The sequence below is a fragment of the Micromonospora sp. DT44 genome, from assembly GCF_049841635.1.
In the GTDB taxonomy this organism is placed as follows: domain Bacteria; phylum Actinomycetota; class Actinomycetes; order Mycobacteriales; family Micromonosporaceae; genus Micromonospora.
In genome coordinates, this window is record NZ_JBNCKS010000015.1 from 105,927 (window position 1) to 118,846 (window position 12,920).

General features: G+C 70.9%; 12 protein-coding genes, 1 rRNA gene and 1 pseudogene. 4 read left to right on the plus strand and 10 right to left on the minus strand.

The annotated features are described in order from the left end of the window. Positions 1 to 2: 2 nt before the first annotated feature. The 4 genes from ACLQ25_RS11595 to ACLQ25_RS11610 all read right to left on the minus strand — a co-directional run bounded on the left by ACLQ25_RS11595 (position 3) and on the right by ACLQ25_RS11610 (position 1,900). Entirely contained in the window at positions 3 to 554 is a 552-nt protein-coding gene (locus ACLQ25_RS11595; protein ID WP_425730890.1) for a nucleoside deaminase, read from the minus strand. A 31-nt stretch (positions 555 to 585) separates the two neighbouring features. Then, entirely contained in the window at positions 586 to 1,113 is a 528-nt protein-coding gene (locus ACLQ25_RS11600) for a tRNA adenosine deaminase-associated protein (protein ID WP_425730873.1), read from the minus strand. A gap of 117 nt (positions 1,114 to 1,230) precedes the next feature. Continuing rightward, positions 1,231 to 1,398 carry a hypothetical protein gene (locus ACLQ25_RS11605; RefSeq protein WP_266247104.1) on the minus strand — a complete coding sequence of 56 codons (168 nt, stop codon included), beginning with the start codon at positions 1,396 to 1,398 and terminating at the stop codon, positions 1,231 to 1,233. A 112-nt stretch (positions 1,399 to 1,510) separates the two neighbouring features. Beyond that, on the minus strand, positions 1,511 to 1,900 hold the full coding sequence (locus tag ACLQ25_RS11610; RefSeq protein WP_425730874.1) for a hypothetical protein: 390 nt from the start codon (positions 1,898 to 1,900) through the stop codon (positions 1,511 to 1,513). Positions 1,901 to 1,961: 61 nt separating this feature from the next. Between ACLQ25_RS11610 and ACLQ25_RS11615 the strand changes: the two genes are divergently transcribed. After that, positions 1,962 to 2,729 (plus strand): M23 family metallopeptidase, encoded by a 768-nt coding sequence (locus ACLQ25_RS11615; protein WP_425730875.1) that lies wholly within the window; start codon positions 1,962 to 1,964, stop codon positions 2,727 to 2,729. 1 nt (position 2,730) lies between these two features. Continuing rightward, positions 2,731 to 3,801, plus strand: coding sequence for a PHP domain-containing protein (locus tag ACLQ25_RS11620; RefSeq protein ID WP_425730876.1), 1,071 nt, complete (start codon positions 2,731 to 2,733; stop codon positions 3,799 to 3,801). On the opposite strand, the pseudogene ACLQ25_RS11625 reads toward ACLQ25_RS11620, so the two are convergent. Then, positions 3,684 to 4,818, minus strand: a pseudogene (locus tag ACLQ25_RS11625) (DMT family transporter); the annotation flags it as partial. The gene ACLQ25_RS11620 and the pseudogene ACLQ25_RS11625 overlap by 118 nt on opposite strands. Before the next feature lie 107 nt (positions 4,819 to 4,925). On the opposite strand from ACLQ25_RS11625, the gene ACLQ25_RS11630 reads away from it, so the two are divergent. Further along, complete coding sequence (locus tag ACLQ25_RS11630; RefSeq protein WP_425730877.1) at positions 4,926 to 6,596, plus strand: DUF885 domain-containing protein; 1,671 nt, start codon at positions 4,926 to 4,928, stop codon at positions 6,594 to 6,596. 55 nt (positions 6,597 to 6,651) lie between these two features. Here ACLQ25_RS11630 and ACLQ25_RS11635 read toward each other — a convergent pair whose 3' ends face one another. The 3 genes from ACLQ25_RS11635 to nudC all read right to left on the minus strand — a co-directional run bounded on the left by ACLQ25_RS11635 (position 6,652) and on the right by nudC (position 10,233). Continuing rightward, positions 6,652 to 8,241 carry a DUF6114 domain-containing protein gene (locus tag ACLQ25_RS11635; RefSeq protein WP_425730878.1) on the minus strand — a complete coding sequence of 530 codons (1,590 nt, stop codon included), beginning with the start codon at positions 8,239 to 8,241 and terminating at the stop codon, positions 6,652 to 6,654. Positions 8,242 to 8,321: 80 nt separating this feature from the next. Continuing rightward, on the minus strand, positions 8,322 to 8,873 hold the full coding sequence (locus tag ACLQ25_RS11640) for a DUF6230 family protein (protein WP_425730891.1): 552 nt from the start codon (positions 8,871 to 8,873) through the stop codon (positions 8,322 to 8,324). 439 nt (positions 8,874 to 9,312) lie between these two features. Beyond that, on the minus strand, positions 9,313 to 10,233 hold the full coding sequence (gene nudC, locus ACLQ25_RS11645) for an NAD(+) diphosphatase (protein WP_425730879.1): 921 nt from the start codon (positions 10,231 to 10,233) through the stop codon (positions 9,313 to 9,315). A gap of 180 nt (positions 10,234 to 10,413) precedes the next feature. Here nudC and ACLQ25_RS11650 point away from each other — a divergent pair, with 180 nt between their 5' ends. Further along, the gene (locus tag ACLQ25_RS11650; protein WP_425730880.1) at positions 10,414 to 12,237 is read left to right on the plus strand and encodes a VanW family protein; all 1,824 of its coding nucleotides are present in this window, start codon (positions 10,414 to 10,416) and stop codon (positions 12,235 to 12,237) included. On the opposite strand, the gene ACLQ25_RS11655 is transcribed toward ACLQ25_RS11650, so the two are convergent. Both ACLQ25_RS11655 and rrf read right to left on the minus strand, forming a co-directional pair. Beyond that, positions 12,210 to 12,464: a hypothetical protein gene (locus ACLQ25_RS11655; RefSeq protein ID WP_425730881.1), complete on the minus strand. Its 255-nt coding sequence runs from the start codon at positions 12,462 to 12,464 to the stop codon at positions 12,210 to 12,212. The two genes, ACLQ25_RS11650 and ACLQ25_RS11655, sit on opposite strands and share 28 nt — an antisense overlap. Before the next feature lie 256 nt (positions 12,465 to 12,720). After that, a 5S ribosomal RNA gene (rrf, locus tag ACLQ25_RS11660) occupies positions 12,721 to 12,837 on the minus strand. Positions 12,838 to 12,920 lie beyond the last annotated feature (83 nt).

Consider the following 12,920-nt stretch of genomic DNA (forward strand, 5'->3'; position numbering starts at 1 on the left):
CCTCAGCGGAAGAAGGCGCGCAGCACGGCGGCGGTCTCGGCTTCCAGCACACCGCCGTACACCTCGGGACGGTGGTTGAGCCGGCGATCGCGCAGTACGTCCCAGAGCGAGCCGGCCGCGCCGGTCTTGGGTTCCCACGCGCCGAAGACGACCGTGGAGACCCGGGCCAGCACCAGCGCGCCCGCGCACATGGTGCACGGCTCCAGCGTCACCACCAGCGTGCAGCCGTCCAGCCGCCACTCGCCGGTCCGTCCGGCCCCCCGACGCAGGGCCAGCACCTCGGCGTGGGCGGTGGGGTCGCCGGTCAGTTCCCGCTCGTTGCGCCCGATCGCCAGCTCGCCGCCGTCCGGGCCGTAGAGCACCGCGCCCACGGGTATGTCGTCGACGCCACCGCTGGGGATCGCCGGGTCGGTGACGGCGACCTCCAGGGCTCGGCGCATCCACAGCTCGTGCCGCTGCCGTCGCCCGATCTCGCCGGGGTCGGCCAGGCCCTCGTGTGCGCCCGGCCCGGCTCGGCCCACCGCGCCCGGCGTCGGCTGGCCCGGCCGGATCATCTCCAACGATGGGTCGGTGGCGTCGGCCGGCTCAGACCTCACGCAACTCCTCGACCTCGTCGGCGCAGCCGAGCACCTCGCAGATCTCGGCGGTGACGTCCGCCGGCAACATCCCCTCGTGGCCGCAGAGCGTCAGCAGCTTCTGTGCGGAGATGCCCAGGTTGGCGAGCAGGTCGGCGTCGCCCACCGGATCGGCCTCCGGGTCGACGGCGGGCTGCTCGCTCTCCTCGTCGCCGCTGGCGGCGGGGCGCGGCTCGTCGTCGCCGTCGAGCCCGGTCACCGACGTCTTCAGGTCACCGACCAGCAGTTGACCCAGCCGGGACTCCTCGGCGTACGCCGAGTCCGATCCGAAGACCCGCAGGTCCTCGCCCTCGTCGAGACGCAGGATCACCAGGTAGGCGTCGTCGGCCTCGACGAAGAGCAGCGAGGTGTCGGCTTCCAGGTCGACATCGCGCAGCCGGTCGGCGACCTCGTCAATGTCGGTGGCACCCCGAAGGTTGACCTCGGCCGCGGTCCAGCCACTGTCATCACGCACCACGGCCGCAGCGAAGTACGACACGGTTCCCCCAAAAGCCCTCGGCACAGCGCCGACTCATCAAGGGTGCACGTTAGCCGGTCGGGTCGGCAGGCGACCGGTCAACGCCCCGAGACGCCGGCCAAACCTGACAAAGTCCGATCAGCCAGCTACCCGACGGCGGGTGGCGATGAGTTGGCGTAGACGCTCGGTGCGCTCTCGCTGCGGCCGGCTGCGCTGGCGTACCGCCCGTGCGCCCGCCAACTCGGCGAGCAACTGGAGGCGGCGGCGGTTGCGATCCGGGTCCTGCCGCGGGGTGGTCCAGGCCATAGTGCCGAGAGTGCCGAGTCTCGGCGGCCACGTCAAGACGGCGTTCGCTACGCAGCCAACCGGGCACGCGGCGCAGTCGTCCACGCCCCGATCCGGGTCGGTCCGGCCTCGCTCACCACAGCGGCCAGTCACCGCTCGTCGCCCAGCGCACGGCCACCACGGCGGCGGCGATGCTCCAGCCGCCGGCGGTCACGATTGCCACTCCGGTGGCCACTCCACGATCGCCGTACCGCACCAGCACCAGGGCGGTCGCCCAGGCGAGCAGGCCGGCCACCACCGTCCACCACGCGTAACTGACCACGTCGGTGCCGAGGAGCCCGAACAGCAGCAGCCAGGCAGCCGCCGCACCGCCGCCGGAGGCGACCCCACCGCCGGTGACCGGGTGCGGTTCGCGGTAGGTCGGTCTGGTCGGTGGCAGGGCCGGGAAGAGCCCCGACGGGGTACGCGACGCCGGGCGCGCGGCGGCCGGGTCCGGGATGGGGTCTTGTCGGGCGATGCTCACCGGCTGCCCTCCCTCACGCGCGTCGCTCGTCCCCACGGTACCGGTCTGTCAGGATGGCCGAATGCCCTCGCCGACGATCGGTCGCCGCGTGCGTCCGGCGTACCCGATCCTGTTTCTGCTCGCCCCGGTGCTCGCCGCCGGCTGCGCGACGACCCGGCCCGGAGTGCCGCCGGACGGCGTCGCCGCGCCGTCGCCGTCGGCGGTCTGGGAAACCGGAGAGCAACCGGCGGCCCCGACGGTCGCGCCGACCACGAAGGGCCCGGCCAGCCCGACGCCGTCGTCGGCCAAGCCGTCGCCGAGCGCGCCCCGCGCCGGGGTCCGGCATGTCTTTCCGGTACGCGCCGACAACGTGGACTACCACACGACGCACGGTGCGTACCCGGCGACGGATGTGTTCGCCAACTGCGGTGAGCCCTTCGTGGCGGTGACCGACGGCAAGGTGCTGGAGGTGAGTCGTGTCGACAGGTACTCCAAGAGCGGGCCGCAGGGCCCGGACAACGGCGGCCTGTCGGTGTCGCTGCTCGGTGACGACGGGGTGCGCTACTACGGCTCGCACCTGAGCGTCGTCTCGTCCGGGGTCGAGGCGGGGGTCCGGGTGCGTGCCGGGCAGCAGCTCGGCAAGGTGGGTCGGACCGGCAACGCGAACAGTGTCTGTCACGTGCACTTCGGAATCTCCCCGCCGTGCTCGGGCAAGGACGGGTGGTGGATCCGGCGCGGGGTGCTCTGGCCGGCGCGCTACCTGGACTCGTGGCGGCGCGGCGGCAACCGGGAACCGGCCGCCGAGGTGACCGCGTGGCAGCGCCAACACGGCTGCCCGAAGGCTCCCTGACATGGCCGCCCGAGACCCCATCGCCGACCTGCGTCGGATCGCGTTCCTGTTGGAGCGGGCGAACGAGGCCACCTACCGGGTGCGGGCGTTCCGTTCGGCGGCCACGGCGCTGGCCGGCCTGCCGGCGGCCGAGGTAGCCGAACGGGCCGGCAACGGCACTCTCACCGAGCTGGCCGGCGTCGGCGACGTGACGGCGCGCTGCGTGGCGGAGTCCCTGGCCGGGGAGGAACCGGTCTATCTGCGCCGGCTGGTGGCGACCGAGGGCAGCGACCTGGATGCCGAGGCCGCGGCGCTGCGCGCCGCCCTGCGAGGCGACTGCCACACCCACTCGGACTGGTCCGACGGCGGCTCGCCCATTGAGGAGATGGCGCTGGCCGCCGTCGAGTTGGGTCACGAGTACCTGGTGTTGACCGACCACTCGCCTCGGCTGACCGTGGCCCGAGGGCTGACCGCGGCGCGGCTTCGCCGTCAGCTCGACCACGTGGCGCAGGTCAACGCGGCGCTGCCGGAGGGTTTCCGGATCCTCACGGGCATCGAGGTGGACATCCTCGCCGACGGGTCGCTCGACCAGGACGAGGAGTTGCTGGCCCGACTCGACGTGGTGGTCGGCTCGGTGCACAGCGGCCTGAAGGACGAGCGGTCGAAGATGACCCGGCGCATGGTGCGGGCTGTCGCCAACCCGCACCTGGACATCCTCGGTCACGTCACCGGCCGGATGGTGTCCTCCCGGCCGGCCGGGGTAACCGGCCCGGGTGACAGGGGGCACCGGGCCCGGACCCGCGCGGAGAGCGACTTCGACGCGGACGCCGTCTTCGCCGCCTGCGCGGAACACGACACCGCAGTTGAGATCAACTCCCGGCCGGAGCGTCAGGACCCGCCGAAACGGCTGATCCGACGCGCCCTGGAGGCGGGCTGCCGCTTCGCGATCGACACGGACGCGCACGCGCCCGGCCAGCTCGACTGGCAGCGGTTCGGCTGCGAGCGGGCCGCGCGCTGCGGCGTCCCGGCCGACCGGGTGGTCAACACCTGGTCGGCCGAGCAGCTCGTGGAGTGGACCCGCAACCGAGCCTGACCGGCGGCCCGGACCGGTCGGGGGCGTGCCGGTGGGTCAGCGGCGGGCGGGCTCGGCGGCGGGCGCCGCGGGCGCACCCACGCCGACGACCGGCCGGGGCGTCCGACGGCCGAACACGCCCTGCGCGACCGCGACGCCCAGCAGCACGATGAGCGCACCGACCGGCTGGTGCCAGTTGAGCCGCTCGTCCAGCACCACGGCGCCGATCAGCACCGCGAAGATCGGAATCAGGTACGTGACGGTGGACGCCGTGCTCGCGCCGGCCAACCGGATGTTGCGCATGTTGATGACGAAGGCGAGCCCGGTGCCGAGCGCGCCGAGGGCCAGGACGCTTGCCACGACCTTTGGCGACAGCTCGGTGGGCAGCGGCGGCGCTCCCGCGACGAACGGGGTGACGATGGCGAGCTGCGCGGTGGCGAGCAGCAACTGCGCCGTGGACAGGGACAGCCCGGAGTGCGTGCTGCTTGCGATGAACCGCTTCTGGTACGGGATGGCGACGCCGTAGCAGGCGGCCGCCCCGAAGCACATCACCTGCCCGACGAAGTGCGCCCCGCCGATGCCCTCCCAGACCCCGAGCACGACGAGTACGCCGACGAAGCCCAGCCCGAGGCCGATCGCCCGGCGTACGGTCAACCGCTCGGTCCGGAACACCAGCACCGCGAGCGGCAGCACGATCAACGGCGTCGTCGCGTTCCAGATGCCGGCGAGCATCGACTCGACCCGTTGCTCGCCGTAACCGAACAGGGTGAACGGCACGGCCACGCCGAACGCGGCGACAACGGCCAGGTGCGCCCACACCCGGGGCTCACGGGGCAACTGGTCGCGTAGCACCGCGAGGACGACCAGCAGGGTCAGCGCGCCGGCGCCGACGCGGTAGAGGGTCAGCTGCACGGGGTGCAGCTCGGCCACGCCGACCTTGATGAACAGGAAGCTGGAACCCCAGATGGCGGCGAGGGCGAAGAAGCCCGGTAACCAGGCACGCAGCGGGGCCCTGTCAGGAGCGATCTCGGTGGTCACCCCTGACACTCTGCCGGAGGGGTGGGACAGAGTCGTCCGATTTTCCGTTGCTTGGACACGACAATTGACATCGACATCCCAACCGGGTGGTCACGTAGTGTCGCAGCGTGGGACGAATTGATGAAATCGCCAACCGCTACGTGGACAAGTGGGCGCCGTTGAGCCCGACCGGCGCGACCTACGTCGGCATCGCCGGCCATGACAACAAGCTCGACGACCTCTCACCGGACGGATACCGGGCGCGCGCCGACCTGACCCGCGAGACGCTCACCGAGCTGGAGACGGCCGAGCCGGATACCGAGACGGAGCGCACCGCCAAGGAGACCATGCAGGAACGGCTCGGTCTGGACCTGGCCCGCTACGAGGCCGGCGAGACGACCAGCGAGGTCAGCGTGATCACCAGCGGGCTGCACGAGATCCGCATGGTGTTCGACCTGATGCCGACTGCGACGGCCGACGAGCAGGCCAACATCGCCACCCGGCTCAACGGCCTCGCCGGCGCGCTGGAGGGCTACAAGACCACGCTTCGCGAGGCACTCGCCGACGGGCAGGTCAGCTCGAAGGTGCAGCTCGTCGAGGTGGCCAAGCAGTGCGACATCTGGACCGACCCGACCGGGGACAACTTCTTCCACGGTCTGGTCGAGCGGCTGGGCGCGGACGGCACCCTCGGCGCCGAGCTGCGCAGGGGCGCGGCGGCGGCCACCGCGGCGACCGCCGAGTTCGGTCAGTTCCTGCGGGCCGAACTGGCCCCGCACGGGCGCGACAAGCAGGCCGCCGGCCGGGAGCGCTACGAACTCGCCTCGCAGTACTTCCTCGGCGCGAAGATCGACCTCGACGAGACGTACGCCTGGGGTTTCGCGGAGCTGGCCCGCCTGGAGGCGGAGATGCGGGTCGTGGCCGGGCGCATCGCCGGTTCGGGTGCGACGGTCGACGAGGCGGTGGCGCGGCTCGACGCTGACCCGGCGCGCACGATCCAGGGCAAGGAAGCGTTCCGCGACTGGATGCAGGCGCTCGCCGAGAAGGCCATCGCCGAGTTGCACGGCACCCACTTCGACATTCCGGAGCAGGTCCGCCGGATCGAGTGCTGCCTCGCGCCCACCAGCGACGGGGCCATCTACTACACCGGGCCGAGCGAGGACTTCTCGCGGCCTGGTCGGATGTGGTGGGCGGTGCCGCAGGGCATCACCGACTTCTCCACCTGGCGCGAGGTGACGACGGTCTACCACGAGGGCGTGCCGGGGCACCACCTTCAGGTGGCCCAGACGGCCGTCCGGGCCGACCTGCTCAACCGCTGGCAGCGGCTGCTCTGCTGGGTCTCCGGGCACGGCGAGGGCTGGGCGCTGTACGCGGAACGGCTGATGGACGAGCTGGGTTACCTCCAGGACCCGGGCGACAAGCTGGGCATGCTCGACGGTCAGGCGATGCGTGCCGCACGGGTGATCGTCGACATCGGCATGCACCTGGAGCTGGAGATACCGAAGGACAACCCGTTCGGCTTCCACCCGGGCGAGCGGTGGACGCCCGAGCTGGGTTGGGAGTTCATGCGGGCGCACTGCCGGGTACCGGACGAGAACCTGCGCTTCGAGCTGAACCGCTACCTGGGCTGGCCGGGCCAGGCGCCGTCGTACAAGGTGGGTGAGCGCATCTGGTTGCAGGCACGCGAGGACGCGATGGCTCGCAAGGGCGCCGACTTCGACCTGCGGGAGTTCCACCGGCAGGCGTTGGACCTGGGCGCGCTGGGCCTCGACCCGCTGCGCAAGGCGCTGGCCCGACTCTGACCGGTGATCAGCTCGTGGGACGGCGTCCCGGTCGGGACGCCGTTCCACGTCGGGGTCACTGCTGCGTCTGCTTGAGGCTGGGTCGGCCGGTCAGCGTGTCGCAGGAGATGAAGGCCAGGTCGATCTGCGGGTCGGTGAAGGTGAGCGGCAGCGGCGAGGTGACCGGGATGCCGTCGGGGAAGGGCAGGTCCGGAGTCAGGGTGACCTTGATGCCCAGGAACCGGCCGACGAACCGGGTCGCGTAGAAGGTCACGTCACCGTCGATCGTCAGCTGGTCGGTCTCGCTCAACAGCGAGCCGCTCGAAGGCCCCGCGACCAGCAACGCGAAGTCACTGGTCACCGCCCTGCTCATGGTGAACTTCAACGCCCGCATCTCGCCCTTGGCGGTGCGCAACGGTTCGACGCCCCGAAAACGCAGGTCCGTCATCACCACCTTGGAGCCGGTCAGTTTCGCCGGGATGGCGGCGACCTTGGGCAGGTTCGGATCGGCCGCCAGCTTCGGCAGCGGCTTCCCGGGCTCGACGGGCGCGGGCTTGGTCGGCTTCGGGCTGGCACACGGAGCGTCGGGGGCGCGGGTGGGGGTCGCCGTCCGGGTGGAGTCGGGTGTGGCGCTACGCGTGGGGCCGGCGCTCGGGGTGGCCGACTCGCCGGCCCGGGCGGTGCCGCTGGTGGGCTCGTCCGTGGCGGCGGCCTTGCCGGCCGGTTCCGTCTTGTCGTCGTCACCGCCGGTCAACAGGTCGCCGATCCCGTCGACGAGGCTGCTGATCAGATTTCCGTCCGGCTTCTCCGTCGTGGCGCTGGGGCTCGGACTCGGACTCGGGCTCGCGCTGGGCGGGGAGGCGGGCGGCGTGGTGGGCCGGGCCGACGAGGTCGGGGTTGGGCAGGAGGGCGCCGCCGCTCGCACCGGCGACGCGCCGTCGACCGTCGTCAGACCCGCGCTGGCGAGGCTCATCAGGAGCAGTGTCACCACGTACGTCTTCGGGTCGCGGGCCACCGTCGACCGGTTCTGCGACGGTCCCGGCTCCACGGCAGGCGGTAGCTCATCGGTGTCGCGCACGTCCGTCTGCTGGTTCGGGGCTGGCTCGCGCAGCACGCTACGTGGCTGCGGGATGATGTCGGTGAGCGGCCCGGTGACCTCGTCCTGGAGTTCCCGCGCCGGCAGAAGCTCGTCGACGAGCGGCGCTTCGTCGGCGGTGTCGCCGTCCTCGGCCTGCTCGTCGTCCGGCTCCTCGGCGGCCGGGGCCACCGCTGCGGCCTTCTTGACCGGCACCCAGGCGAAGCCGAGCGCGCTACCGACCATGCCCAGCAACATGCCGATGAAGAACCCGCCGAGGTTGACTCCGATCAGCGAGTAGACCGCGGTCACCGCGCCGACGATGGCATAGAAGATCCGCTGCGCGGGGCTGAGCCACATCAGGATGCCGCAGGTGACCAGGATGGTGGGGATCAACCAGGACAGAAAGCCGGTCGGTCCCATCTGCAGGGTCAGCCCGGCCAGGCTGACCTTGGTCGTGCCGAGGATCTCCACTCCGGCCAGGAGGGTGAAGAGGCCGCCCCAGAAGGGTCGGGACCGCCGCCAGCGGCGGAAACCGCGCCAGGCCTGACCGACACGGCCGGGCTGCGCGCGATGAGTGGCGGTCGACACGTACGTCCTCCTGGGGTGAAAGGGGTGGGCAGGACCGAGGCTCGCGAGGGGCGCCCCTCGCGAGCCTCGGCGGCGTCAGCTCAGAAGCATTCCTTGGCCTCAGCGCCGACGTTGACCTTCAACTTGAGGCCGGTCAGCGTGAAGGTGCCGGCCGTGGTGTAGCGGGCAACCTGCTCAAGGTCCTTGATGCTCACGTGCGTGGCGTCCTGGCCGAACGAGCCGGCCGGAGCCGGGCCGAGGTCACTGGCGTCCTTACCGATGTTGATGTTGGTGAACTCGGCGTCACCCTCGAGCGACTCCATCGCGATCAGCAGGTTCTTGGCGACGGCCTCCTTGCCGGGGGCGTCGCCGGCGTTGATGGTCAGCACGATCTTGGGTAGACCGGGGACGGAGGCGTCGACCGACTGGCACAGCTTGGTCAGGTGGGCCTCGCCGATCTCCGACATGGCCACCGGGACGATCTTGCCGTCCTTGGTGGTCACCACGCCGCCGTACTGCTTGAAGCCGTCTCCATCGAGCTCGGAGGCGGAAATCTTGAAGGGCTTGCCGGCGACGGTGATGTTGGCGGCGATGGCGCCGTTGGCCATACCGAAGACGATGCCGCCGGCGGCGACCGCAGCGGGAACCATCATGGCGGCGAAGCGACGCCAGCGGGTGCCACCCTGCGCCTGACGGGTTTCCGAATCCTTCACGGGTCCTCCTCGAACCGGGGGTCACCGATCGCAGTCGCGACTCGGGACTACGGGAAAGCACGTGGCCGCTGCGTCCCGCTCCGGGGGATGGTCGGCGGATCGCGCAGTGTGCGGATTGGATGCTCTCGCGAAGCGACGTACGTCACAAGGGCGCTGCTACTGGCCGGTAACCTGCGCTGCGCGTCAAAATCTCCGACCGTCACCGTCGGTCAGATCTGCGCCGCCCTGCTCCCGCTACAAACCATCGAAATTGGGGCGGATGACTCCAGAATCTTCACCAGCGGTAGTTGCTGCACAGCATTGTTACAGTTACGTAACGCGGGGCTGAAAAGCCGCTGAAGACGATGCCGAACTCATCCGTACGGCTGAGCCCGCTACGTCACCGCGCCTCGGTGAACCAGTCGGTCAGCAGCCGGTGGTCGATCGAGTCCACCCGGCCGAGCCGGCGACCTGCCGCGACCCGCTCCCGAAGCTCCTCCCGCGTGAACCAGCGTGCCTCCAGCAACTCCACGCCGTCCACGCGTACCTCGTCGGACGTCGCCGTGGCCCGGAAGCCCACCATCAACCCGGCGGGGAACGGCCACGCCTGCGAGCCCTGGTAGGTCACGTCGGTGACGGTGATCCCGGCCTCCTCGGCCATCTCCCGGCGGACCGCGTCCTCCAGGCTCTCACCCACCTCCACGAAGCCCGCCAACGTCGAGTAGGAGTCCTCGGCCGCCCCCGCGTGCCGGGCCAGCAGGCAGCGCCCGGCCGAGCCGGGCGCCTCGACCAGCACGATGATCGCCGGTTCGATGCGGGGGAACAGCAACCGACCACACTCCGCGCCGGAACAGGTCCGCACGTGGCCACCACCACCGGCGACGGCCACCGCACCGCACGTGCCGCAGTAACGCTGCTGCCGGTGCCAGTGCAGCAACCCCCGGGCGTACGCCTGGGTCGCCGCGCCCGCCGGGTCGAGTCGCCCGACCAGCGACCGTACGTCGACGGCCCGCGCCGCCCCCGCCATCTCGACGGCGGTGGCCTCACCGAGACCCGAGAGGTCCACGGCGAACACCGCGACGTTCCCGTCGAGCCCCAGGAACACAGTCTCGGCGGCGGCCGACCGGACGAGTGACGCGCGGTCGGCCGTCAGCCGGACCGGACCGTCTCCGTCGACGAGACAACGGTCCCGCCACAGGGGCAGCACCACCGTCGCCGGGTCGTCGAGCAACGCGTCCAGCCGAGCCGGGTCGGTGCGTAACGCGCCCGCCCGGTCCAACGAACCCCCGCCGTACGCCAACACCCGCTCCGCAGCGTCCACCCCGCCACCGTGCCACGCCCGTCGCCCGACGCGGACACCGACCCACGCCCCCACGACACGCCGGGCGACACGCGGTAGCAGCACCGAACGGGCACAGCCCGCCCGGACGGCCGGCCATTGGTTACCGTGGTGTCCTCCGGGAGGGGGGACCTCCCGCGGCACCTGGCGATCGAGGTTGCAGTGACGCTGTACGGCGACAAACGTCCACCCGTCGACGACCGGCCGACCGTGCAGGTCACGGCGGTCACCTGGCCGGACGACGAGCCGTACGTTGTCACACCGGCGACGGCCACGGGCGAGCTGGACAACGGCGGCCGCCGTCCACGGCGCGTGCGGGTGCTGCTCGGCGCGGGCATCACCGGCGGCGTCCTCGCCGCCGTCGCGGGTGCCGGCGCCTGGGCGTACGCCGGTGACGTGCCCCGGGGCACCAGCGTGCTCGGCACCGAACTGGGCGGTCGGAGCCGCAGCGCGGCCGACCGGGAGTTGCGGGCAGAGCTGGAGCGGCGGGCCGCAGCCCTCGCCGCGCCCCTGCGGATCACGGTCGGAGAGCGCACCGCCGAGATCAATCCGGCCGACGTGGGACTGGCGGTCGACGTGGCGGCCACGGTTGCGGCAGCGGCCGAGGCCCAGGCGCACCCGGTCAGTCGGCTGGTCGGTTCCCGTACCGTCGAACCGGTCGTCACCGTCGACGCGCCCCGCCTGGACGCGGCCCTGCGCACGGCGCTCGGCGACCAGGTCCGTCCGATGACGATGCCGGCCATCTCCTACCAGGGCACCACACCCAAGGTCGTACGCCCCAAGCCCGGTCTCGCCTTCGACCCGCAGCGCTCGGTCGACGTCGTCCGGGCCGGCTGGCTCGCCGGCACGCCGGTGACCGTGCCACTGGTGGAGAGCCAGCCGGCGACCACCGCGGAGGAGGTGGACCGGCTGGTCGCCGAACTGGCCAAGCCGGCCGTCTCCGCACCGGTCACCCTGCGCACCGACCGGGGCTCGGTGCAGGTGCCGCCGGCGGTCATCGCGAAGAGCCTCCGCTTCAACGCCGACAAGGCCGGCAAGCTCACTCCGGCGGTGGACGTCAAACGGCTGCGGACGGCCCTCGGCGACAAGCTCAACGCGATCGAGGTGCCGCCGAAGGACGCCACGATGACCATCGGCGGCGGTCGTCCCACGGTCGTCGACGGGCGTGCCGGGCAGCAGCTCGACACGGGCACACTGAGCCGCGACCTGTTGGCGGTGCTACCGAAGTCCGACGGACGCGAGGTGACCGGAGAACTGAAGGAGACGCCGCCGGAGGTGACCGCGGAGAAGCTGGCCGGTCTGGGCATCAAGGTACGGGTGTCCACCTTCACCACGCGTTTCACTGGCGGGATGGCGTCGTCGCGCAGCCAGAACATCGCCACCATCGCCAAGAAGGTGGACGGCACGGTCGTGCTGCCCGGCAAGACGTTCTCCCTCAACGGGCACACCGGCGAGCGGAGTTACTCCCAGGGCTACAAGGACGCGCCGGTCATCCTGGACGGCAAGCTGGTGCCCGGCGTCGGGGGTGGCACGTCGCAGTTCACGACCACCCTGTTCAACGCCACCTACTACGCCGGCCTCCAGGACGTGGAGCACAAGCCCCACTCGTACTGGTTCGACAGGTACCCGGCCGTCATCGAGTCGACAATCTTCTGGCCGAACCTGGACTTCAAGTTCCGCAACAACACCGAGTACGGCCTACTCATCGACACGTCGTACACGTCGAGCTCGGTCACCGTCTCCATCTGGAGCACGAAGATCTACGACAGCGTCAAGACGGAGTACGGCCCGCGCCGCAACATCACCACGCCGAAGCTCATCCACCTTGAGCCCGGCCCGAAGTGCATTCCCAGCAACGGCATCAACGGCTTCACCCAGGACGCCTTCCGGGTCATCAAGAAGGACGGCGTGGTGGTCAAGCGGGAGAAGTTCACCTGGCGCTACGACGCCGAGCCGCGCTACGTCTGCGGCCCCAAGCCCTCCTGAGCCCGCCCGTCGGTGTCGTCGGCAGCCGACCTCGGCGTCATACGCTGCTCCTGTACGCGGATCTCCGCGCGGTAGCGCGTCGCCGCCGGATGCCACATCTCCTCGAACGGCCCCATGACCTCGCCACCGACATCGCGGCGGCGACCACGTACGCCCAGCCACCACAGCGTGGCCAGCACGACAGCCACGCAACAGCCAAAGACGAGAAGAATCAGCACGTCCCCCACAGCCCAACCCTAAGCCCAGTAACCACCACCACGGACCGCGGAACCACCGCCGCCGCCGGGCCGCGTGGCCCCGGCACCCCGCCCTCGGCGCGTTGATCATGAAGTTATTGCCACAGTCAGCGGCGTGTCATGGCAACAACTTCATGATCACCGGGACTGAGCGGGAGGGCACCCCACGAGACAGGAGGGCGGTGGGGATTGCGAGGGGGAACGCAGAAATGGCCACCCCTGTCGGGGTGGCCATTTCTGAAAGATTGTCCGGCGGTGTCCTACTCTCCCACACCCTCACGAGTGCAGTACCATCGGCGCTGGAGGGCTTAGCTTCCGGGTTCGGAATGTGACCGGGCGTTTCCCCTCCGCCATGACCGCCGTAACTCTATGAACATATCAACCATCACCACAACGGGTGGGTGTTTGTTCAGAGTTGCACAGTGGACGCGTAGCAGCTTAGTAGTC